General features: G+C 63.6%; 21 protein-coding genes and 1 pseudogene. 14 read left to right on the forward strand and 8 right to left on the reverse strand.

All coding sequences use genetic code 11. The features are described 5' to 3' along the window. Nucleotides 1-21 precede the first annotated feature (21 nt). The 6 genes from FJ548_RS22210 (at nt 22) to FJ548_RS22235 (ending at nt 4,619) form a co-directional block, all read left to right on the forward strand. A complete protein-coding gene (locus tag FJ548_RS22210; protein ID WP_140610534.1) occupies nt 22-213 on the forward strand; it encodes a twin transmembrane helix small protein in 192 nt (63 codons plus the stop codon). A gap of 19 nt (nt 214-232) precedes the next feature. Continuing rightward, nucleotides 233-814, forward strand: a complete 582-nt coding sequence (locus FJ548_RS22215) for a cob(I)yrinic acid a,c-diamide adenosyltransferase (protein WP_140610533.1) — start codon at nt 233-235, stop codon at nt 812-814. A gap of 33 nt (nt 815-847) precedes the next feature. Further along, entirely contained in the window at nt 848-1,648 is an 801-nt protein-coding gene (locus FJ548_RS22220) for a rhomboid family intramembrane serine protease (RefSeq protein ID WP_140778979.1), read from the forward strand. Between the two features lie 181 nt (nt 1,649-1,829). Beyond that, nucleotides 1,830-2,579, forward strand: a complete 750-nt coding sequence (locus FJ548_RS22225; RefSeq protein WP_140691765.1) for an electron transfer flavoprotein subunit beta/FixA family protein — start codon at nt 1,830-1,832, stop codon at nt 2,577-2,579. A gap of 24 nt (nt 2,580-2,603) precedes the next feature. Continuing rightward, nucleotides 2,604-3,533, forward strand: a complete 930-nt coding sequence (locus tag FJ548_RS22230) for an electron transfer flavoprotein subunit alpha/FixB family protein (protein ID WP_140778980.1) — start codon at nt 2,604-2,606, stop codon at nt 3,531-3,533. A gap of 207 nt (nt 3,534-3,740) precedes the next feature. Then, complete coding sequence (locus FJ548_RS22235; RefSeq protein ID WP_140610529.1) at nt 3,741-4,619, forward strand: 3-hydroxybutyryl-CoA dehydrogenase; 879 nt, start codon at nt 3,741-3,743, stop codon at nt 4,617-4,619. Nucleotides 4,620-4,687: 68 nt separating this feature from the next. Here FJ548_RS22235 and FJ548_RS22240 read toward each other — a convergent pair whose 3' ends face one another. From FJ548_RS22240 to FJ548_RS22250, 3 genes are all read right to left on the reverse strand, one after another. Further along, a complete protein-coding gene (locus tag FJ548_RS22240) occupies nt 4,688-6,694 on the reverse strand; it encodes a PAS domain S-box protein (RefSeq protein WP_246678737.1) in 2,007 nt (668 codons plus the stop codon). Between the two features lie 139 nt (nt 6,695-6,833). Continuing rightward, on the reverse strand, nt 6,834-7,472 hold the full coding sequence (locus tag FJ548_RS22245; protein WP_140691758.1) for an NrsF family protein: 639 nt from the start codon (nt 7,470-7,472) through the stop codon (nt 6,834-6,836). A 1-nt stretch (nt 7,473) separates the two neighbouring features. Beyond that, nucleotides 7,474-8,025, reverse strand: coding sequence for a sigma-70 family RNA polymerase sigma factor (locus tag FJ548_RS22250; RefSeq protein ID WP_140778982.1), 552 nt, complete (start codon nt 8,023-8,025; stop codon nt 7,474-7,476). A gap of 328 nt (nt 8,026-8,353) precedes the next feature. Between FJ548_RS22250 and FJ548_RS22255 the strand changes: the two genes are divergently transcribed. The 3 genes from FJ548_RS22255 to FJ548_RS22265 all read left to right on the forward strand — a co-directional run bounded on the left by FJ548_RS22255 (nt 8,354) and on the right by FJ548_RS22265 (nt 12,195). Then, nucleotides 8,354-9,361 carry an iron ABC transporter substrate-binding protein gene (locus FJ548_RS22255; protein WP_140778983.1) on the forward strand — a complete coding sequence of 336 codons (1,008 nt, stop codon included), beginning with the start codon at nt 8,354-8,356 and terminating at the stop codon, nt 9,359-9,361. Nucleotides 9,362-9,535: 174 nt separating this feature from the next. Next, complete coding sequence (locus FJ548_RS22260) at nt 9,536-11,116, forward strand: iron ABC transporter permease (RefSeq protein ID WP_181168871.1); 1,581 nt, start codon at nt 9,536-9,538, stop codon at nt 11,114-11,116. Further along, on the forward strand, nt 11,113-12,195 hold the full coding sequence (locus FJ548_RS22265) for an ABC transporter ATP-binding protein (protein ID WP_140778985.1): 1,083 nt from the start codon (nt 11,113-11,115) through the stop codon (nt 12,193-12,195). The genes FJ548_RS22260 and FJ548_RS22265 overlap by 4 nt, the downstream gene beginning before the upstream one ends. A 67-nt stretch (nt 12,196-12,262) precedes the next feature. Here FJ548_RS22265 and FJ548_RS22270 read toward each other — a convergent pair whose 3' ends face one another. From FJ548_RS22270 to FJ548_RS22285, 4 genes are all read right to left on the reverse strand, one after another. Then, the gene (locus FJ548_RS22270) at nt 12,263-13,363 is read right to left on the reverse strand and encodes a sn-glycerol-3-phosphate import ATP-binding protein UgpC (protein ID WP_140778986.1); all 1,101 of its coding nucleotides are present in this window, start codon (nt 13,361-13,363) and stop codon (nt 12,263-12,265) included. Between the two features lie 13 nt (nt 13,364-13,376). After that, nucleotides 13,377-14,291: an ABC transporter permease subunit gene (locus FJ548_RS22275; RefSeq protein WP_140691749.1), complete on the reverse strand. Its 915-nt coding sequence runs from the start codon at nt 14,289-14,291 to the stop codon at nt 13,377-13,379. A 7-nt stretch (nt 14,292-14,298) separates the two neighbouring features. Beyond that, nucleotides 14,299-15,183, reverse strand: coding sequence for a sugar ABC transporter permease (locus FJ548_RS22280; RefSeq protein WP_140691747.1), 885 nt, complete (start codon nt 15,181-15,183; stop codon nt 14,299-14,301). A 155-nt stretch (nt 15,184-15,338) separates the two neighbouring features. After that, nucleotides 15,339-16,691: an extracellular solute-binding protein gene (locus tag FJ548_RS22285; RefSeq protein WP_140778987.1), complete on the reverse strand. Its 1,353-nt coding sequence runs from the start codon at nt 16,689-16,691 to the stop codon at nt 15,339-15,341. 260 nt (nt 16,692-16,951) lie between these two features. Here FJ548_RS22285 and FJ548_RS22290 point away from each other — a divergent pair. Next, nucleotides 16,952-17,224, forward strand: a pseudogene (locus tag FJ548_RS22290) (bifunctional diguanylate cyclase/phosphodiesterase); the annotation flags it as partial. Nucleotides 17,225-17,232: 8 nt separating this feature from the next. Here FJ548_RS22290 and FJ548_RS22295 read toward each other — a convergent pair. Further along, nucleotides 17,233-17,913 (reverse strand): TlpA disulfide reductase family protein, encoded by a 681-nt coding sequence (locus FJ548_RS22295; protein WP_140613077.1) that lies wholly within the window; start codon nt 17,911-17,913, stop codon nt 17,233-17,235. Nucleotides 17,914-17,949: 36 nt separating this feature from the next. On the opposite strand from FJ548_RS22295, the gene argH reads away from it, so the two are divergent. The 4 genes from argH to FJ548_RS22315 all read left to right on the forward strand — a co-directional run bounded on the left by argH (nt 17,950) and on the right by FJ548_RS22315 (nt 21,983). Further along, complete coding sequence (argH, locus tag FJ548_RS22300) at nt 17,950-19,350, forward strand: argininosuccinate lyase (RefSeq protein ID WP_140613078.1); 1,401 nt, start codon at nt 17,950-17,952, stop codon at nt 19,348-19,350. Between the two features lie 115 nt (nt 19,351-19,465). After that, on the forward strand, nt 19,466-19,672 hold the full coding sequence (locus FJ548_RS22305; RefSeq protein WP_140613079.1) for a lipoprotein: 207 nt from the start codon (nt 19,466-19,468) through the stop codon (nt 19,670-19,672). A gap of 69 nt (nt 19,673-19,741) precedes the next feature. Beyond that, complete coding sequence (gene lysA, locus FJ548_RS22310) at nt 19,742-21,010, forward strand: diaminopimelate decarboxylase (protein WP_140613080.1); 1,269 nt, start codon at nt 19,742-19,744, stop codon at nt 21,008-21,010. Nucleotides 21,011-21,044: 34 nt separating this feature from the next. After that, the gene (locus tag FJ548_RS22315; RefSeq protein ID WP_140613081.1) at nt 21,045-21,983 is read left to right on the forward strand and encodes a threonine/serine dehydratase; all 939 of its coding nucleotides are present in this window, start codon (nt 21,045-21,047) and stop codon (nt 21,981-21,983) included. Nucleotides 21,984-22,179: the final 196 nt, after the last annotated feature.

The following is a 22,179-nucleotide window of genomic DNA, read 5'->3' on the forward strand; positions in this document are numbered from 1 at the left end:
AAGAGAACTGGAAACGCAACAATGGCATCCGTCTTCAACATCCTCGCCATTCTGGTCATGGCCGCCGTGGTGATCGTTCTGATCCGGGGGCTCATCAACATGATGCGCGGCGGTTCCGGCGTCACTTCGAACAAGCTGATGCAGGCACGCGTCATGCTGCAGGCCGTGGCGCTGGCGCTCATTCTGCTGGCCGTCTATTTCACCCGCAAGTGACGGCCTTTCGGGAGGCGACGTGGTCAAGCTCAACAAGATCTACACCCGCACCGGCGACGACGGCACCACGGGGCTCGGCACCGGTGAAAGGCGGCTGAAATCCGATCTGCGGGTGGATGCCTACGGCACGGTCGACGAGGCCAATGCCTGCATCGGCATGGCGCGCGTCCACACCGCCCAGACCCATCCGGCGATCGACGCCATGCTCTCGCGCATCCAGAACGATCTCTTCGACCTCGGCGCGGATCTAGCGGTGCCCGACGACGGCAAACCGCTCGGCTATGAGGCGTTGCGGATCACCCCCGCGCAGACCGATCGCGTCGAGAAGGACATCGACCTTCTCAACAAGGATCTCCAGCCGCTCAAATCCTTCGTGCTGAACGGCGGCACGCCGGCCGCCGCCGCCCTGCATCTCGCCCGCACGGTGGCGCGACGGGCCGAGCGGCTGATGGTCGCGCTCGCCCAGGATCCGGGGGAACATGTCAACCGCGACGGGCTGAAATACGTCAACCGCGTCTCGGATTTCCTGTTTGTCGCCGCCCGGGCGGTCAATGACAATGGAAATGCCGACGTGCTATGGATTCCCGGCAAGAACCGCTAAAATATCCGAAAGGCGGAAGGGGACCGGGGACCGATGTTCATCCCGCTTTACGACACCAACAGGCTGCGCCACATCCGCCTGCAATATGTCACGATCGGGCTGATCGTGACCAATGCGCTGGTCTATTGCGCCACCGCGCTTGGCGGCGAGAACTTCACCAATGCCGCCGTGCTCGGACTCGGCTTCATCCCCGCCGTGGTTCACGACACGGCCGAACTCGATCCCCGCTTTGTGGTCATTCCGGAAAGCCTGAGCTACCTCACCTATTCCTTCCTGCATGCCGACATTTTCCACCTCGGTGGTAACATGCTGTTTTTGTGGGTGTTCGGCGACAATGTCGAGGATGCGCTCGGTCACATCCGCTACCTCATCTTCTATCTCCTCTGCGCAGTTGCCGGAGCAGCCTTCCAAAGCCTCGTCGCCTGGGACTCGCAGGTGCCGCTGATCGGTGCCTCGGGCGCCATCGCCGGCGTGGTCGTCGCCTACCTGATCCTCTATCCCAGGGTGAAGGTCTGGGTGCTTGCCTTTGCCCGCATCCCACTGCGCATTCCGGCCTTTATCCCGCTCATCCTGTGGGTGCTGTTTCAGATCGTCATGTTCGCCGCCGGCGGCGAGGACCAGATTTCCTGGGCCTGCCACATCGGCGGCATCATCGCCGGGGCGATTCTGGTGCTGGTCTTGCGCAGCCGAGGCGTGCCGCTGTTTGCCGCCGCCGACGAGGATACCGTGGCTCCCCTAGCCGACCAGCCGTCGGTTCCCGCTGAGCCAGTGGCGGCCGAACCGCCGGCCACCACGGTGCGCTGGGGCCGGGGAAACCCTTCTGGCCCGAACTGAACCGATTTGAGCCGCCTTCAGCGTATTGACGCGCAGGATTACCACAACTACGGAAACGTCTCCGTCGCAGCCCAAGGCGGTCGGAGACCAGAATTTCCATCCGGAATGTCGGCTTTCGACAACTCAGAAAGGGCGCAGGCTGCTATAGCGCGCCCAACTAGCGTGAAGAGGTGACAGGCAAATGAAGATCCTTGTGCCCGTGAAGCGGGTTGTCGATGCGAATGTGAAGGTTCGCGTCAAGGCTGATGGTTCAGCGGTGGAACTCGCCAACGTCAAGATGGCGATGAACCCGTTCGACGAGATCGCGGTTGAAGAAGCGATCCGGCTGAAGGAAGCCGGCAAGGCCGAAGAAATCATCGTTGTTTCGATCGGCCCGCAGCAGGCGCAGGAGACGCTCCGGACCGCGCTTGCCATGGGCGCCGACCGCGCCATCCTGGTGAAGACCGACGAGCAGACCGAGCCGCTCGGCGTCGCCAAGGTGCTGAAGGGCGTGGTCGAGGCGGAGAAGCCAGGCCTCGTCATCCTCGGCAAGCAGGCGATCGACGACGACTCCAACCAGACCGGCCAGATGCTGGCGGCCCTGCTCGGTTGGGCGCAGGGCACCTTCGCCTCCAAAGTGGTGCTTGAAGGCGACAAGGCCAAGGTGACCCGCGAGGTCGATGGCGGCCTGCAGACCGTGGAACTGAAGATGCCGGCGATCGTCACCGCCGACCTTCGCCTCAATCAGCCGCGCTATGCCTCGCTGCCCAACATCATGAAGGCCAAGAAGAAGCCGCTCGACGAGAAGAGCCCGGCCGACTACGGCGCCGACGTCAAGCCGCGCCTCAAGGTCATCAAGACCGAGGAGCCGGGCGGCCGCAAGGCGGGCGTCAAGGTCAAGAGCGTCGCCGAACTGGTCGACAAGCTGAAGAACGAAGCCGGCGTGTTGTAAGCGATCGGGAAAGGAACAGATAAAATGGCAATTCTCCTCATCGCCGAACACGACAACGCCACCCTTTCGGACCAGACCGCCAAGGCGCTCTCGGCTGCATTGCAGATCGGCTCGGACGTGCATGTGCTGGTGGCCGGCAAGGGCGCCAATGGCGCGGCGGATGCAGCCGCCAAGCTCAAGGGAGTCAGCAAGGTGCTGCTCGCCGAGGCCGACGAACTCGCCGAGCGCCTCGCCGAACCGACGGCGGCTCTCGTTGTGTCGCTCGCCGGCGGCTACGACACCATCATCGCGCCTGCGACTTCCACCGGCAAGAATGTCGCCCCGCGTGTCGCGGCGCTGCTCGACGTCGCGCAGGTGTCCGAGATCATTGAGGTCGTTTCGCCTGATACCTTCAAGCGGCCGATCTATGCCGGCAACGCCATCCAGACCGTGCAGTCGACCGACGCCAAGAAGGTCATCACCGTGCGCACCGCCTCCTTCCAGGCGGCTCCCGAGGGTGGCTCGGCCGCGATCGAGCCCGTCAAGGCCGCGGCCAATCCCGGCCTGTCCACCTTCGTCGAGAACAAGCTGTCGGAGACCGACCGTCCGGAACTGACCTCGGCCAAGATCATCATCTCGGGCGGCCGTGCGCTCGGCTCCTCGGAGAAGTTCAAAGAGGTCATCCTGCCGGTCGCCGACAAGCTCGGCGCTGCCGTCGGCGCATCCCGCGCGGCCGTCGATGCCGGCTACGCCCCGAACGACTGGCAGGTCGGCCAGACCGGCAAGGTCGTGGCTCCCGATCTCTACATCGCTGTTGGCATTTCCGGCGCCATCCAGCACCTCGCCGGCATGAAGGACTCCAAGGTCATCGTCGCCATCAACAAGGACGAGGAGGCACCGATCTTCCAGGTTGCCGATTATGGCCTCGTCGGCGATCTCTTCGTTGTCCTGCCGGAGTTGCAGAAGGCGCTTTGACGCTCTCTGCCAAAGCGTATTAAATTGTCAGGGGCGGGGTAGACTAAGTCGCCCCGCCCTTTTAGTTTGCACTGCACAAAAAGCGGGCCAGAAGGGCTTAGTGCAATTCCAGCAAACCCGCAGCGGTTTTGCGTCCGGAATTGCGGAAAAACAAAAGATGGAGCATTTTCGCGATTCAAGCGGAAAGCTCCGGACGGGATCGGGGTCATGAGCAAGATCGAGACGATCGGCATCATTGGCGCGGGCCAGATGGGCGGCGGCATCGCCCACGTCTCCGCGCTTTCGGGCTACAAGGTGCTGATCTACGATATATCGCCTGACCGTATCGAGAAGGGCATCGCCACCATCAGCGGCAACATGGCTCGTCAGGTGGGGTCTGGCAAACTCGACGAAAAGCTGCGCAACCAGGCGATGGCGCGCATTGCGTCGGCACCGGCCATGGCCGATCTTGCCGGCGCCGATCTGGTGATCGAGGCGGCGACCGAGGACGAGACCGTCAAGCGCAAGATCTACGCGCAGCTCTGTCCGCAGCTCAATCCCGAGGCCATCCTGGCTACCAACACCTCGTCGATCTCGATCACGCGGCTTGCCGCGCAGACCGACCGGCCGGAGCGTTTCATCGGCATACATTTCATGAACCCGGTGCCGGTGATGAAACTGGTCGAGCTGGTGCGCGGTATCGCCACCGAGGACCAGACCTTCGAGGCCGCCAAGACCTATGTGAAGCAGCTCGACAAGACGATCACCGTCTCGGAGGATTTCCCGGCCTTCATCGTCAACCGCATCCTGCTGCCGATGATCAACGAGGCGATCTACACGCTCTATGAAGGCGTCGGCACGGTCGATGCCATCGACACCGCCATGCGGCTCGGCGCCAACCATCCGATGGGGCCGCTGCAGCTCGCCGATTTCATCGGCCTCGACACCTGCCTGTCGATCATGCAGGTGCTCCATGACGGCCTGTCGGATTCGAAATACCGCCCTTGCCCGCTGCTGGTCAAATATGTCGAGGCCGGCTGGCTCGGCCGCAAGACCGGGCGCGGCTTCTACGACTATCGCGGCGAGCACCCCGTTCCGACGCGCTAGTCAAAGTCGAGAAATGGAAGGGTTCGGCGTTTCGGTGAAACGATGAACCGCTTCGACGCGTCCGCGGCCTACGATGCCACGGCGAGTGGCTTGGGCGGTTCCGACCTGTCGTTCATGAGGTTGCCATCCGGCGCCACGGAAAGGCATCCGCGGCCGGCCGCCTTGGCCGCATAGCAAGCGGCGTCGGCCCTCGCGATGATCTCATCGACCTCGCCGCAATTGGCGCGGATCGCCGCCAGCCCGATACTGGCGCCGATCGCATGCGGCCGACCATCCCAGGTGAAGTTCAGGCCGGCTATCGCATCGATTATGGAGCGCGCCGCGATCCTGGCGCCCGCGATCGAGCCCGATTTCAGGATGACGGCGAATTCGTCGCCGCCCAGGCGTGCGACGATGTCTTCAGGGCCAAGCACGCCGCGCATGGCCTCGGCGACCCGCTTCAGCAGTGCGTCTCCGGCGGCGTGGCCGCCAGTGTCGTTGACCAGCTTGAAATGGTCGAGGTCGATGAACATGAACTGGTGGATGCCCCCAGCCATCGTGCCGTCCTCCTTGCGCGCCTGCTCGACCAGCCCCTCCATGGTGCGGATGAAGCTCGATCGATTGGCAAGGCCGGTCAGCGCGTCATGCGCGGCGGCATGGGCAAGCTGCCGCTGCAACGCACGCGCATCGGTGAAGTCCTGGAAGACAATGACCAGGCCGCAGAATTCATTGCGCTCGTTCATGATCGGCGACACGACCTGACGGATGCTGCAGCGTGTGTCGTCGCGGCGGATCAGCACGGCCCGGCTGTTCTGGTCGGAGGGCGCCTCCGCGCCGATCGCGGGCCGCGTCGCACCAATCCTGTGGCCCGTCTCCTCGTCAACCGCCCGATAGACATGGCCGAGCGTCTTGCCGAGAGCGGCCTCGCCGGAAATACCGGTCAGCTTCTCGGCAACCGGGTTCATGAAGGTCACACGGTTCGTCGCATCGGTGCAGATGACGGCATCGCCGATCGACTGCAGCGTCACCCTGAGCCGCTCCTTCTCGTCGGCCAGCATTGCCGCCGACACCGTCAGGCGCTCTTCGGCCTCCTTGCGCCGGGTGATGTCGGTCAGGCTGCCAATCGCCCGGATCGGCCGCCCGTCCTCGTCGCGCTCGATGGCTTTGCCGCGGTCGAGGATCCAGATCCAGTGACCGTCCTTGTGGCGCATCCTGAACTCGGCTTCGAAGAACGGCGTCTGGCCATCAAGATGCGCGCGGTCCGCTTCGGCGACGGCCTGGCGGTCGTCGGGATGGATCATCGTCAGCCAGCGGTCCGGATCGCCGTCGAGTTCGCCTTCCTCGAAACCGAGCATCTTGACCCAGGTCGAGGAATAGGTCGTGCCGCCCTTGCGCTTATCGAAGTCCCAGACACCCTGACCCGCGCCGGCGAGCGCGAAATTCCAGCGCGTTTCGGCTTCGGCAATGCGCGCCTCGGCCTGCTTGCGCGCGTCGATGTCCTCGATCTGCGAGACGAGATAGAGCGGATGCCCGCTTCTCTCATCGCGGATGACGGAGCCGGCAAGACGCGCCCAGACGGGTGTGCCGTCCTTGCGCAGATAACGCTTTTCGAAGTGGAAGGCGTCGACGTTGCCCGCCCTCATGGAGTCCATCGTTTCCCGCCCGATATGCAGATCGTCGGGATGCGTGATCTGGAAAAAGGTCAGCGCCTCGATCTCCTGGCGGCTGTAGCCAAGCATGGCGGCAAAGGCTGGATTGGTCTGAAGGATGCGCCCGTCAAGCGCCACGATGGCGATGCCGATCGCCGAGTCCTCCATGGCCCGGCGGAAGCGCTGTTCGCTCTCCGCGATCTGGCGCCAGTCGTCGGAGATGCGAACGATAAACAGGTAAGCGAAGAACAGTGCGCATACTGTCAACGCGACCGATATTTGAAGGCAAACTCTCAGTGCTTCCGCGCCAAGGTTCAGCCTCGACACCACGAACGGCGCCCCCACCACGGCAAGAGCGGCCACAAGCAACGCCAGCGCTGCACGCTTGTGGAGCCTCAGCCCGATCAATCCCCGCAATATCACGACCCGTGCCACCCCCGTGGGCAATCGCTTTTTCCCGTCAAAACCCTGAAGGATCGATTTTAAGGAATGGTTGCGCCGGGATGTTGACGAGATCGGGAACCGGCAAACAATTGCCGGCATGATTAAGGATCAGTGTGCACGGCTTGCGGTTGCTTGGAGTATGCTACCAGCGCACGAAAAAACGCCCGCCAAGCGCACCAAGCAAAGCGAGAGCCGAGATCGCGATCGTGTACCAGGTGGCGACAAAGAGCGGCGAGTCGTCGAAACAGTGTGCGGCATAGAAGGTCGCCGCCAGCCCGCCGGCAAGCAGCCCCGCCACCGCGCCGGCAAGCACCGGCCGTGTCGGCGCGCCATAGCGCAGCATTCCCAGGAAGATGGCCAGCGGGCCAATGCCGATCAGCGGGATGAAGCTCATGCAGATCATCATGTTGGAGCCGATCATCCTGGTACTCCAATCGGCCTCGGGCACTGCGAACAGTTCCAGAACCACCGCCACCGCGACCAGCAGCGGCGCGGCGATCATCCCCGCCATTGCCCGGCCCGTTGCCGCACCCGGCGTCGACAGGGCGCGGATCGAGGCGAAGGCGCTGATGGCAAGCACGGTGGTGAAAACAAACTTGGACAGGAAGCGCATAGTATGCGCGGCCGCCATGAAATCGGGGCGCGGACCGATCGTCGACAGGAAAACGATCGCGGCGATCACGACGGCCGCGCCGGCGGCCAGCCACCAGGCCGAGCGCAATGGCATCGCCTTGCTGCGGGCATCGGCATCGAGCGCCTTGATGAGATCGTCCGTCCTCATGTCATTCCCGCCCGGATCGCCCCTGACCGAATCGCTTGGCGATCGCGGCGAGCCCACGATGCAGCGACACGCGCACCGCCGTCTCGCTGATGCCGAACTTCGCCGCCGTCTCGCCGATCGAGCGGCCATCCACCGATATGGAAGACACCACGGACCGTTGGGCTGGCGGCAGCCCGTCCAGCGCCCGATTGATATCGCGCTCGCTGACGGTCTCGGTCTCCGGTTCGGCGAATGTCTCGGCGATTTCGTCGACATCGATCTCGATGCGCCGTCCGCGGCGCCGGAATGCATCGATCAGCTTGAAGCGGGCGATCGCGTAGACCCAGGGCAGCACCGGCGCGTCCTGGCGCCAGGTGTGCCGTTTAACATGAATGGCCAGCAAGGTTTCCTGCACGACATCCTCGGGATCGACCCCGCCCTGCACGATCTTGCGCCTGACAAAGCCGCGCACCAGCGCGGCAATTCGGTGGAGAAAGCCGGCATAGGCCTTTTCATCTCCCGCGATGGCGGCTCGCAACAGCCGGGAAAGCTCGGCCTCGTCCTTGCCGCTCACAAGAGTTCACTCCCCGGTTTTCGCGCCTCGGCGTTGATTTGTTACGTGGCCGGCGAAATAATGTCCAAGCCAAACTACGGGCAAGTCACGAAAGTGTGCGGGATGGCCCACCGGAATGCCATGCCGATTTGTCAAACTCCCCCATCGCCACGGCCCGTTGAAGCGTGTAGTCCAGAGGCCCGCCATCGCCCCCCGGTATCGGGTGATACCCGTCACTGACGTCTTGACATGCGAAACCGATCAGCCGGACGCCTTTCAATCTTGACTAGCGCATTCATGATTTGATACTCGGGCGCATCCGCAATGTGGGAAACCCGAGGAGCACCTTATGAAATCCCCCCTTCTTGCCCTTGCCGGCGCCACGGCACTTGCAATCGGCCTGATCGCCGGTCCGGCGATGGCCGAAGATGCCGGCATCGTCGTGTACAACGCCCAGCATGAAAGCCTCGCCAAGGAATGGGCCGAAGGGTTCACCAGGGAAACCGGCATCAAGGTCACCTTGCGCAATGGCGGCGACAGCGACTTCTCCAACCAGATCGTCGCCGAAGGTGCTGCTTCGCCCGCCGACATCTTCCTGACGGAGAATTCGCCGGCCATGGCGCTGGTCGAGAATGCAGGCCTGTTCGCCCCGGTCGATGCCGACACGCTGGCTCAGGTTCCGCAGGACTTCCATCCGGCAAGCGGCAAGTGGGTCGGCGTTGCGGCGCGCAGCACCGTTTTTGCCTACAACAAGACCAAGCTGACCGCCGACCAGCTGCCGAAGTCGATGCTTGATCTCGCCGATCCTAGCTGGAAGAGCCGTTGGGCCGCCTCGCCGTCGGGCGCCGATTTCCAGGCGATCGTCAGCGCGCTTCTGCAGCTCAAGGGTGAGGCCGCTACGGCCGATTGGCTGAAGGCGATGAAGACGAACTTCACGGCCTACAAGGGCAACAGCACGGTAATGAAGGCGGTCAACGCCGGCGAGATCGAAGGCGGCGTGATCTATCACTACTACTACTTTGGCGATCAGGCCAAGACCGGTGAAAACAGCAAGAATGTCCAGCTGCACTATTTCAAGAACCAGGATCCGGGCGCGTTCGTCTCGATTTCCGGTGGTGGCGTGCTCGCCTCGAGCAAGCATCCGAAGGAAGCACAGGCCTTCCTGAGGTGGGTCACCGGCAAGGGCGGCCAGGACGTTCTCAAGAACGGTGACTCCTTCGAATACGCGGTCGGCAAAGGTGCCGAATCCAATCCGAAGCTGGTGCCGCTGGCCGATCTGCAGGCGCCCAAGGTCGATCCGACAACCTTGAACTCGAAGAAGGTCACCGACCTGATGACGGCAGCCGGCTTGCTTTAGTTATCGTTCGTCCTAAAAGGACAACCGACCATGCTCCCGCCGGAATTCATTTTCGGCGGGAGTGCTTTTGTTTTTCGAGATGGCATTCGTCGATGACGACACGCTGTATTCCCGACCGCGATTGCGGTCCTTCGATTGCTGCCACCGGGCGGCAACGGCGCGGTGCCTGACCTGATGCAGTCCGCGATCGATCTCGAACACCCGGACCTGCCTGCGCGCATGGGCCGAAAGGCTCGGCGGCGGACGGCGCCGTGGCTCGTCACCGCCGCCATCTTCGTCTCGCTGCTGTCGCTGCTGCCGCTTGCCTTCATCATGGGGGTCGCGGTGCGGACCGGCTGGGACACGGTCTCGGCATTGGTTTTCCGGCCCCGTGTCGGCGAACTGCTGGTCAACACCGGCCTGCTGGTGCTGCTGGCCGTCCCGATCGCCATCATCCTGTCGGTGGCGCTGGCCTGGCTGACCGAACGCAGCGACCTGCCCGGCGCCCGGTTCTGGGCCTGGCTATGCGTGGCGCCCCTCGCCATTCCCGCTTTCGTCCACTCCTATGCCTGGATCACCATGGTGCCCGGGCTGCACGGTCTGTGGGCCGGCGTGCTGGTATCCGTGATCGCCTATTTCCCCTTCCTCTATTTGCCGGTGTCGGCGGCGCTGCGCCGCCTCGATCCCGCCCTGGAGGACGCGGCCGCGGCGCTTGGCCTTGGACCCTGGCGCGTGTTCTGGCGTGTCGTGTTGCCGCAGCTCAGGGTCGCCATCTGCGGCGGCTCGCTGCTGGTCGCATTGCACCTGCTGGCCGAATACGGCCTCTACGTCTTCATCCGCTTCGATACCTTCACCACGGCGATCGTCGACCAGTTCCAGTCGACCTTCAACGGACCGGCCGCCAACATGCTGGCCGGCGTGCTGGTGTGTTGCTGCTTTGTGCTCCTGGGCATCGAAGTGCTGGTGCGCGGCGAGGAGCGTTATGCCCGTGTCGGCTCCGGCGCGGCGCGCTACCAGCAACGCAAGGGCCTCGGCCGCGCCACCATTCCGAGCCTCGCCTTGCTTATGGTCATCACGCTGCTGGCGCTTGGCGTACCTTTCATCACCATCGGCCGCTGGCTCGTCGCCGGCGGCGCCGATGTCTGGCGTCTCGATGAAATTGGCCTGGCGCTTGGCCAGACGCTGTTCCTGTCGCTTGCCGGCGCGTTGCTTGCAACGGTCGCCGCCATGCCGATGGCCTGGATCTCGATCCGCGCGCCGGGACCGTTGCAGCGCCTGCTGGAAGGTTGCAACTACATCGTCGGCTCGCTACCGGGTATCGTCATCGCGCTGGCGCTGGTCACCATCACCGTGCGCATCGCCCTGCCGCTCTACCAGACCCTGTTCACCATCCTGGTGGCCTATGCCCTCATGTTCCTGCCGCGTGCCCTGGTCAGCCTGCGCGCATCGATCGCCCAGGCACCGGTCGAGCTCGAACGCGCCGCGTCCAGCCTTGGCCGGCGTCCGCTCAACGCACTCTGGTCGACGACGATCCGCCTGTCGGCGCCCGGCGCCGCGGCCGGCATGGCGCTGGTGGCGCTCGGCATCATGAACGAACTGACCGCGACCCAAATGTTGGCGCCAAACGGCACCCGCACGCTGGCAATGGCATTCTGGTCCTACAGCGGCGAGATCGACTATGCCTCGGCGGCGCCTTATGCCTTCATCATGGTGGCGATGTCGTTGCCCTTGACCTGGCTGCTCTATGTCCAGTCGAAACGGATGGCCGGACGATGAGCTTTCTCGAAATCAGCGGCCTGAAAAAGCACTACGGCCCGGTCGCGGCCGTTGACGGCGTCGACCTCCATGTCGCCAGCGGCAGCCGCACGGCGATTGTCGGCCCGTCCGGCTGCGGCAAGACCACCCTGCTGCGGCTTATCGCCGGCTTCGAGGCGCCGGACCAGGGCCGCATCGTGCTCGACGGCGAGGTGCTGGCCAATGGTGGTGCGGCTGTCCCGGCGCATCGCCGCGGCATCGGCGTGGTGGCGCAGGACGGCGCCCTCTTCCCGCATCTGACCATATCGGACAATATCGGTTTCGGTATGGACCGCGGCGCGGACAAGCGCGCCGAGCGCATCGTTGAACTCGCTTACATCGTCGGGCTGGACAAGGCCGTGCTCAAGCGCCGCCCGCACGAGCTCTCCGGCGGCCAGCAGCAGCGAGTGGCGCTTGCCCGCGCCATGGCGATGAAGCCGCGGCTGATGCTGCTCGACGAGCCGTTCTCGGCGCTCGACACCGGTCTGCGCGCTTCGATGCGCAAGGCGGTGGCCGAGCTTCTGGAAGCGGCCGGCATCACCACCATCCTGGTCACGCACGACCAGGCCGAGGCGCTGTCCTTCGCTGCCCAAGTGGCGGTGATGCGCGAAGGCAAGTTTTCGCAGGTCGGCACGCCGCGCGAGCTCTATTTCAAGCCGAAGGACAGGATGATCGCCGAGTTCCTCGGCGACGCCATCATCCTGCCGGCAAAGGTGGCAGGCGGTTTCGCCAACTCACCGCTAGGCCGCATCGCCGTCGACACATCAGATAGACGCGATGTCGCCCGCATCATGCTGCGGCCGGAGCAGATCGGATTGAAGAGGACATCGCGCGAGGGCATGTCGGGCACCCCGGAGATGCTCTTTGGCGAGGTGGTGGAATCCGAATTCGCAGGCTCTATGTGCACCATCGCGGTGCGCCTGATGAACAATCCCGATCCGCCGGACGCCGCCGCCATCGGCAACACGCCGCTGATCCTGCGCAAGCCGGGCATGGATGCACCCGCGGTGGGAGAGATCGTGCGGCTCACCGTGTCGGGAAAGGCGCATGTGCTGGCCTGAACGGCTGAGTGCCTGATGCGCTTGGGCCCCGGCAGGTTCAGTCACCGCTCGCGCGAAGGTTTGGAAATCAGAGTGCCGGCTCGGGAACGGAAGCCTTGAAGACATCGAGGCGGCTTCCCGTCTCCGGCGAGAAGAAATGCATGTCCTCTGGCGCAAGCTTCAGGCCGACGGCGCTGCCGGGCTCGGGGTGGACAGCCTCCGATGTCATGACCGAAAACGGTGCGCCGTCGAGATCGACGTAGATGACCCGCCCCGCGCCGAGTTCCTCGACCAGGTCGACGGTGGCCTTGAGCGCGCCGGCGGTGTCTGGCGCCACCAGCCGAACGGCTTCCGGCCGGATGCCCATCGCGACCTTCGTGCCGACCGGCAGACCTGCGCGCGGAACAACGATACGCCGGCTGCCGCCGAGCAGCGACAGCCCATCGAGTTCGACCGTGCCTTCCAGAATGTTCATCGCCGGCGCGCCGACGAAGGTGGCGACGAAGCGGCTGGCGGGCCGGCTGTAGATTTCGCCCGGCGTGCCGACCTGTTCGACACGTCCGGCATTCATCACCACCAACCGGTCGGCAAGCGTCATCGCCTCGACCTGGTCGTGGGTGACGAAGACGGAGGTGGCGTTGAGCCGGCGGTGCAGTTTGCGGATTTCCGAGCGCATCTGGACGCGCAACTTGGCGTCGAGATTGGACAGCGGTTCGTCGAATAGGAACACTTTCGGTTCGCGGATCATGGCGCGGCCCATGGCGACCCGCTGCCTCTGGCCACCCGAAAGCGCCATAGGTTTGCGGTCGAGCAGATGTTCGAGTTCCAGCGTGCGCGCAACCGCCTGGATGCGCTGGTTGCGTTGCGCGGAAGGAACGCCTGAGACCTTCAGCGAATAGCCGATATTCTGGGCGACGCTCATATGCGGATAGAGCGCGTAGTTCTGGAACACCATGGCGCAGCCGCGCTCACGCGGCTCGAGCTTGTTGACCACGGTGCCGTCGATGGCGATCTCGCCGCCGGAAATCTCCTCCAATCCGGCGATCATCCGCAGAAGCGTGGACTTGCCGCAACCGGACGGCCCCAGGATGACGACGAATTCGCCCGAGGCGAAATCGAGGTCGACCCCGTGCACGACCTGCGTCCTGGCGTAGTTCTTCGTGACGCCGCGTATGGCGATGGAGGCCATCTTCTGTCTCCCGTTATTTCTCGGTGGCGATAAGGCCACGCACGAACCAGCGCTGCATCAGCACCACGACGATCAGCGGCGGCAGCATGACGATCAGCGTGCCCGCCATGGCGATGTGCCATTCCGGCGCGCCGCCGACATTAGGAATGAGCTGCTTCAGCTCGGTAACCGCAGTCGCATGCGACTGATCGGTGGTAATAAGCAGCGGCCATAGATACTGGTTCCAGGCCCACAGGAACATGATGGTGCCCAAAGCGGCCATGTTGTTGCGCGACAGCGGCAGCAGGACATCAATGAAGAAGCGCAGGGCGCCGGCGCCGTCCATGCGCGCGGCCTCGGTCAGTTCATCGGGCACCGTCAGGAAGAACTGGCGGTAGAGGAACGTGCCGGTGGCCGTGGCGACCAATGGCATGATCAGACCGGTATAGGAATTGAGCAGTCCGAGGCTGAGCGAGACCTGCACGCCCGACACTTTTTCGATCAGCCAGCTCAGGCCCGTCACGTCGAGGATGGCCTGGTAGGGTGACAGCACATTGGCGACGACCGCGTAGGTCGGCACGATGCGGACTTCGAGCGGCAGCATCAGTGTGACGAAGATCAGCCAAAAGATGAACGTGCGCCCGGGGTAGCGGAAATAGACGATCGAAAAGGCGGTGAGCGCCGAGATGATCACTTTGCCCGCCGCCACGCCGGCAGCCATGACGAAACTGTTAAACAGCTTGGGACCGAGATCGGCGGTCGTCCAGGCCGTCTTCATGTTGATCCAGAAATCGCTGCCCGGCAGCAACGACATCGGCACATCGTTGACGTCCTTGAGGTTGTGCGACGCGGCGATCGCCACGACCGCGAACGGCGCGATGCAAAAGATGAACCCGACGAAAAGGATCAGGTGCGTGAGGAAATTGAGGAACGGGGTGCGCTCGACCATGTCTATCTCACCTGTAATGCACGCGCCGCTCGATGAAGCGGAACTGGAAGATGGTGAGTACGATGATGAGCAGCATCAGGATGATGCTCTGCGCGGCGGCGCCTGAATAATCCAGGCCTTTGAAGCCATCGGAATAGATCTTGTAGACCATCAGATTGGTCGCGTTCGCCGGGCCGCCGGAGGTCATGATGTCGACGATGCCGAAGGAATCCTGAAAGCTTTCCGTGATGTTGATGACCAGCAGAAAGAAGATCGTCGGCGTGATGAGCGGGAACTGGATGTCCCAGAAGCGCCTGACGACACCGGATCCGTCCATCGCCGCCGCCTCGATCAGCGAACGCGGGATGGCCTGGAAGGCGGCGAGGAAGAAGATGAAGTTATAGCCGACATATTTCCAGGAGAAGGCGACGATGATCGAAGCCATGGCATCGGCGCCGTCGAGACCAGGGTCCCAGAAGCCGGGCCAGACTTGGTTGAGGACGGCCATGAAGCCGGCCTCCGGCGCCAGGATGAAGCGGAACGCCATCGCCAGCGCGGGCGCGGCAATACCGTAGGGCCAGATCAGCACCACGCGATAGAGGCGTGAGCCGGCGAGCTGGCGGTCGGTCAAGGCGGCGAGCACCAACGCGATGAACATCGCAAGGCCGGTGCTGATCCCCGCAAAGACAAGGCTGGCGGTGATCGAGTTCCAATAATCGGCGTTGGCCAGGATCGAGCGGAAATTGTCGAGCCCGACCCAGATATTGCCGCCGCCCCAGGGCTGTTGCAGCGTCAGCGACCAGTACACGGCCTGGCCTGCCGGCCAGTAGAAGAACGTGAAGATCAGAAGGAGCTGCGGCACCGCGAACAGGATGCCGATCGTCGATCTGCTGAAGGTAACGCGTTTTTCCATCGGTCCGCCGATGCCGCTTCACAGCTGGCCTGGAGCAAGGGTGAGATTAATATGCGAAACGGCCGCCCGTCGACCCAAGCATGATCCCGAAACATGGAAACCGTTTTCGGAAGTGATCACGCTTGGAACACGGGCGGCCTTTGGCAATTCGGCTATCAGGGCAGGGTCTTGCCCGGATAGGTCTGCTGGAAGCGGTCGAGGATGGCGTCGCCGTTCTTGACCAGCGTGTCGAGGCCTTCCTGGACGCTGACCTTGTTGGCGAAGATCGCCTGCATCTGCGTGCCAAACTCGGCGCGGATCTGGGTGAAGTTGCCCAGGCGCACGCCGCGGGTGATTTCGGTCGGCTCCGAGGCGGTCAGGCTGGCGATCGCGACTTCACGGCCCTTGTAGGGCGCCTTGTCGTAGAAACCGTCGGCCTTCATGTAGTCAAATCCCGACTTGGTCACCGGGATGTAGCCGGTGTTGGTCGACCAGAACAAAGCGGTCTTGGGGTTGTGGATGAAGTTGAGGAAGGCGGCCGCACCCTTGTATTCGGCGTCCGACTTGCCGGAGAGCACCCATAGTGAAGCGCCGCCGACGAGCGAATTCTTGCGCTCGGTGCCGGCATAGACCGGCAGTTCGGCGACGTCCCACTTCATGCCTTCCTTCTGGGTCCTGCCGACGGTGCCGTGGTCGCCGACGGAGGTCAGGATCATCTGGCAGGTGCCGGAGGCGAAGGACTGGACCATGTCCTGGCCGAGATCCTTCGACTTGATCTTGATCAGGCCGGCATCATACCACTTCTTGAGGTCGGTGACGTACTGGACGAACTTGGTCTTGTTGACCTCCAGGCGGGCATCGAGCCCGTCATAGCCATTGTTCTTGGTAGCGATCGGCTGATTGTGGATCGCGGAGAACTGCTCCATCAACTGCCAGCTTTCGTTGGCCGAGATGTTGATCGCCATCGGGCATTCGTAGCCGGCGTCCTTCATCGCCTTGAGGTCGGCGCCGACGTCTTCCCAGGTCTTGGGCGCTTCGGTCTTGCCGATTTTTGCGAAGGCGTCCTTGTTCCAGTACATCAAGGCAGTCGAGGAGTTGAACGGGAAGGACAGCATCTCGCCCTTCGAGGTCGCATAGTAGCGCGCAATGCCGGGGAAATAGTCGGCGTAGTCGATCTTGTAGCCGTTTTCCTCCATCAGCTTGTCGGCGGGCTTGTAGGCGCCCGACAGCATCATGGTGGCGGTGCCGACGTCATAGACCTGGACGATGGTCGGCTGCTTGCCGGCACGGAAGGCGGCGATGGTGTTCTGCAGCGTGGCATCGTAATTGCCCTGGCTGGTGCAGACGACTTCGTAGTCCTTCTGCGACTCGTTGAAGTTCTTGCACATCGTGTCGACGACGCGGGCGAGGTCGCCCGAAAGGCCGAACCAGAAATCGAATTTTACCGGTTCTGCAAAGGCAGGCATTGCCAGCGCGCTACCGAGCGCACCGACGGCAAGGGCAGCGAGGCCCCGCTTGATCATGGTCATGGTTTTTCCCTCTTGAGTGGCTGATGACAAGGGTCTTGCGCAAGTCCTTGCCCGCTCTCTTAGAGAAGGTATGTGACAGTTCTGTTGTGGCTCCCAGGCCTTTGCACAGCTGTTCGTTCCTCCTCACGGCGGTTGCGCCGGCATGAAAATGTCGTACCGGCGCCTTAGGGAGCCAGGGTGATCGTCGCCGGCGTAAAGCCCGAGACGGATCGCCATGATTAGCCGGCTAAATTGATGAATGCTGCTGGTGCCGACGCACGAACGACCAGCTCGCGGCAATCGTGCGCGCTGTGCTGGGGACGGGATGTGGGCTCGGCCTGCCTGTGCTGGCGAAGGGCTTAGAAACGCCTGGCGAGTTGAAGTTCCCGGACGCGGAGGCCTGTGAGATCGGCCAGAGCTACTATCTCGGCAAGCCGACGCCGATCGAGACGTTCGACGAACTGAAGGGCAACGGCAAGCGTACTCCGGTGCGCGTCGCTGACCACCACGACGACAACCCTATATTGCTCAAGCCAAGCGTGCGCTCAGCCTAGCCTCTTGCTCACGATCCCAGCGCCGTCTCGACGAGCCGCTTGGCGTCAGGCCCCGACCATTCGGCCGGACCGTTCATGTGGGCGATCAGGCAGCCTTCGCCGTCGATCAGCATGGTGACCGGAAGGCCGAGCGCCAGGCCGCGCGCCTTGAGGTCGTTGAAAAGCGTCATGGTCGAATCCCGATAGTAGCCGAGCGTCTCGACACCGGTTTCCTTGAGGAACTTCTTCGGCTTCACATCGTCGCCGGCATCGACATTGACGGCGACGACCTGAAAGGCGTCGCTGCCTTTCTCCTTCTGCAACGCGTCGAGCGCGGGCATTTCTGCACGGCACGGCGCGCACCACGTGGCCCAGAGGTTGAGCAGCACCGTCTTGCCGGCGTGGTCGGCGATGGTCATCGGCTTGCCGTCCGGGCCGTTGAAGGCCAGGCGCCTCATCGATTGCGGCGGATCGGCGGGCAACAGGGCGGCGACCTCGCCGGTGGCCGCAGCCGCGACCTTCTTGGCGCGGTCACTCTTGGCGGCGCAGGCGACGTCGTCGCTGCTGCCGGCGACCGCCGCTTGCGGCGCGGCGTTGTTGCCAGACCGGCTCTCGCTGACATATACCGCGACCGCGCCGGCCAGCACTCCCGCCACCAGGGCGGCGAGGATCAGGCGCGGGGCCGGGAAAAATCTGTTTCCGTCTGCCATTTTTCTCAAACTGCTCCGAAGCACGGGTTTATAGCGATGAGCGACAAGAAGACCAGCAACCAGATGTGGGGCGGACGATTTGCCTCGGGTCCGGCCGCGATCATGGAAGCGATCAACGCGTCGATCTCGTTCGACCGCAAGCTCTACGCGCAGGACATCAGAGGCTCGATCGCTCATAGCGAGATGCTGGCGCAGACGGGCATTATTTCGGCGGCCGATCAAGAAAAAATCGCTCACGGGCTGAACACGATTCTGAAAGAGATCGAGGCTGGCAGCTTCGAGTTCTCGACCAAGCTGGAAGACATCCACATGAATGTCGAGGCTCGCCTCGCCGACCTGATCGGTCCGGCTGCCGGCCGGCTGCACACCGCGCGCTCGCGCAACGATCAGGTGGCCGTGGATCTGAGGCTCTGGGTCAAGGACGAGTGTTTTCGCGTCGCCGAAGCGCTGAAAGGATTGATCAGGGCATTGCTGGAGCGGGCCGAGGAGCATGCGGCGACCGTGATGCCGGGCTTCACCCACATGCAGGCGGCCCAGCCGGTGACGTTCGGGCATCACTGCATGGCCTATGTCGAGATGTTTTCGCGCGATCTGTCGCGCGTACGCGACGCCATCGAACGGATGGATGAAAGCCCGCTGGGTGCCGCCGCCCTTGCCGGCACCAGCTTCCCGATCGACCGCCACCAGACCGCCAGGGCGCTTGGCTTCCGCGAGCCGATGCGCAATTCGCTGGACAGCGTTTCCGACCGCGATTTCGCGCTGGAATTCTTAAGCCTGGCGGCGATCTGCGCCACGCATCTGTCGCGGCTGGCCGAAGAGATCATCATCTGGTCGACGCCGCAGTTCGGCTTCATCAGGCTGTCGGATAGTTTCTCCACCGGCTCCTCGATCATGCCGCAGAAGAAGAATCCCGACGCCGCCGAACTGGTGCGCGGCAAGACCGGACGTGTCAACGGCCATCTGGTCGGCCTGCTGACGGTGATGAAGGGCATGCCTTTGACCTATGGCAAGGACATGCAGGAAGACAAGGAATCGGTGTTCGACGCAGCCGAGACGCTCGACCTGATGCTGGCGGCCATGACCGGCATGGTCTCGGACATGACGGTCAACGCAGCGGCGATGAAGAAGGCCGCCGGCTCCGGCCACGCGACCGCCACCGACCTTGCCGACTGGCTGGTGCGCACGCTCGGCCTGCCCTTCCGCGAGGCGCATCATGTCACCGGCCGCGCCGTGGCGCTCGCCGAAGAGAAGAAGGTGAGCTTGGAGAAGCTGTCGCTGGAGGACCTGCGGTCGATCAACTCCGGCATCACATCCGACATTTTCTCGGTGCTGGCAGTGCAGAACTCGGTCAAGAGCCGCACCAGTTTCGGCGGCACGGCGCCGTCGGAGGTGAGGAAGCAGATCCGCGCCTGGAAAAAGCGCATCGCCAAGGCGTGATGCCGGATATTGCGACGAGCAATATCCCGATATTGCGATCGCAATATCCGGGGTGCAATGCGCTGAGAACTCGGCTAAAAGCGGCGGCTGGCAAACGTTTCGGACGGATGGATCGATGACCGGAAGCAGGATTTTGGTGACGCTGACGCTTCTGGCGGCTCTTGCCTCCGTGACCGCCTGCGGCCGCAAGGCCGGTCTCGACACGCCTTACGAGGCGGCCGTCCAGGCGCGCAAGGATGCCGAGAGAGCCAAACAGCCCCTGCCGCCGGAGCCGGAAAAACCGGTCCGGGACAAGAAGTTCATTCTCGATCCGCTGATCTAGAGCCGACGGGATCGGGTCAGGTCTTCCAAACCCGATGTCGTCGTGCCCCAACTTTCCGGAACCACTCTCGTGAACCATTTCGACTACCGCGACGGCGTGCTCCATGCCGAGGACGTGGCAATCCCTGACATCGCCGCCCAGGTCGGCACGCCATTCTACTGCTATTCCACGGCCACTTTGACCAGGCACTACCGGGTGTTCGCCCAGGCCTTTGCCGGGCTCGACGCGCTTGTCTGCTACGCCATGAAAGCCAACTCCAACCAGGCCGTGCTGCGGACCCTGGCCAAGCTCGGCGCGGGCGCCGACGTGGTCTCGGAAGGCGAGTTGCGCCGGGCGCTGGCCGCGGGCATTCCGGCTGGCAAGATCCTGTTCTCGGGCGTCGGCAAGACCGCGCGCGAAATGGATCTCGCCCTCGAAGCCGGTATCCTTTGCTTCAACGTCGAGTCGGAACCCGAGCTCGAATTGCTGTCGGCCCGCGCTACGGCACTCGGAAAGGTGGCGCCGGTTTCGCTGCGCATCAATCCCGATGTCGACGCCAGGACCCACAAGAAGATCTCCACCGGCAAGGCCGAGAACAAGTTCGGCATTGCGTGGCAGCGGGCGCGGCAGGTCTATGCGCGCGCGGCAACGCTTCCGGGCATCAAGGTCACCGGCATCGACACCCATATCGGCAGCCAGATCACCGAATTGCAGCCCTTCGACGACGCCTTCGCACTGCTGGTCGACCTGGTCGGCGCGTTGCGCGCCGATGGCCATGCCATCGAGCATGTCGACCTCGGTGGCGGCCTCGGCATTCCCTATCGCGTCGACAACAGCCCGCCGCCTTTGCCCGACGCTTATGCCCAGATCGTCAGGAAGCACGTCACCAAGCTCGGATTGAAGATGATGTTCGAGCCGGGCCGGCTGATCGTTGGCAATGCCGGCATCCTCGTCTCGGAAGTGATCTTCGTGAAGGAAGGCGACGCGAAGAACTTCCTCGTCGTCGACGCCGCCATGAACGACCTGATCCGGCCGACGCTCTACGATGCCTTCCACGACATCAGGCCGGTCGTACAGCCGCCGGCCGACACGCCCCGCATGATGGTCGACGTGGTCGGTCAGGTCTGCGAGACCGGTGACTATCTCGGCCTCGACCGCGACCTGCCCAGGCTGAAGGCCGGCGATCTCGTCGCCGTGTCCACCGCGGGCGCTTACGGCGCCGTGCAGGCCGGCACTTACAACACCCGCCTGCTGGTACCGGAGGTGCTGGTCGACGGCGACCGTTTCCACGTCGTACGCCCGCGCCTGACCTATGACGACCTGATCGGGCTGGATTCGGTCCCCGACTGGCTGAAGTAGCCGGCCCGCCAAGGGAAACGTCAAGGGAGAACCCATGCCAGACAGCACCGTCACACGCGAGCGCATTGCCGCGATGGAACCGCGCATCCGTCCCTATATCAGGCACACGCCGGTGCTGCGCGTCGACATGGCCGATTTCGATCGCCCGCCCTTGGCGATCGACCTCAAGCTGGAATGCCTGCAGCATTCCGGTTCGTTCAAGGCGCGCGGCGCCTTCACCAACCTGCTGGAAAGACCCGTTCCCAAGGCCGGCGTCGTCGCCGCATCGGGCGGCAACCATGGCGCGGCGGTCGCCTACGCCGCCATGCGGCTCGGACACAAGGCGACCATCTTCATTCCCGAAGTGAGCCCGCAAGCCAAGCTGGAGCGTATTCGCGGCTATGGCGCCGACCTGGTGGTTGGCGGCGCCCGCTATGCCGAGGCGCTGGCCGCCAGCGAACGCTTCGCCGAGGACACCGGCGCCTTGCAGATCCATGCCTTCAACCAGGAGGAAACGCTGATCGGTCAGGGCACGCTCGGGCTCGAGATCGAGGATGACCTGCCTGAGATCGACACGTTGCTGGTCGCCGTCGGCGGTGGCGGCCTGATCGGCGGCATCGCCGCCTGGTATGCCGGCCGCATCCGCATCGTCGCCGTCGAGCCCGAGGGCGCGCCGACGCTTCATCGCGCCTTCGAGGCTGGCCATCCCGTCGACGCGCCCGCGGAAGGCATCGCCGCCGATTCCCTGGCGCCCAAGCGCGTCGGCGAAATGATGTTCCCGATCGCCGAAGCCTTCGTCGAGCGCTCCATCCTGGTCAGCGACGACGACATCATCGCCGCGCAGAAGGCGCTGTGGAACCGGGCGCGCATCATTTCCGAACCGGGAGGTGCCGCCGCCTTCGCCGCGATCCTGTCCGGCCGCTACAAGCCCGCGTCAGGCGAACGCATCGCCGTTCTGGTCTGTGGCGCCAACGCAAACCCCGCCAATTTCTGATTGCAACCATTTCGGCCGGGTTCACGTTTTTTCAAACTGCCTCGCCTTTGCCGTGTTTGCTGGTATTCTTCGACTCGTGAGGCTTGGGCTATCGTGCCCGTTCCCACGGCATGATCCCGAAAAGAGGACTCCGGTTCGACAACAGATCATGTTTAATGAGATAGAGCCCCATTCCGGTTCATTCGGAAGGGAACGC

The sequence above is a fragment of the Mesorhizobium sp. B2-4-17 genome (assembly GCF_006441275.1).
Taxonomy (GTDB): Bacteria; Pseudomonadota; Alphaproteobacteria; order Rhizobiales; family Rhizobiaceae; genus Mesorhizobium.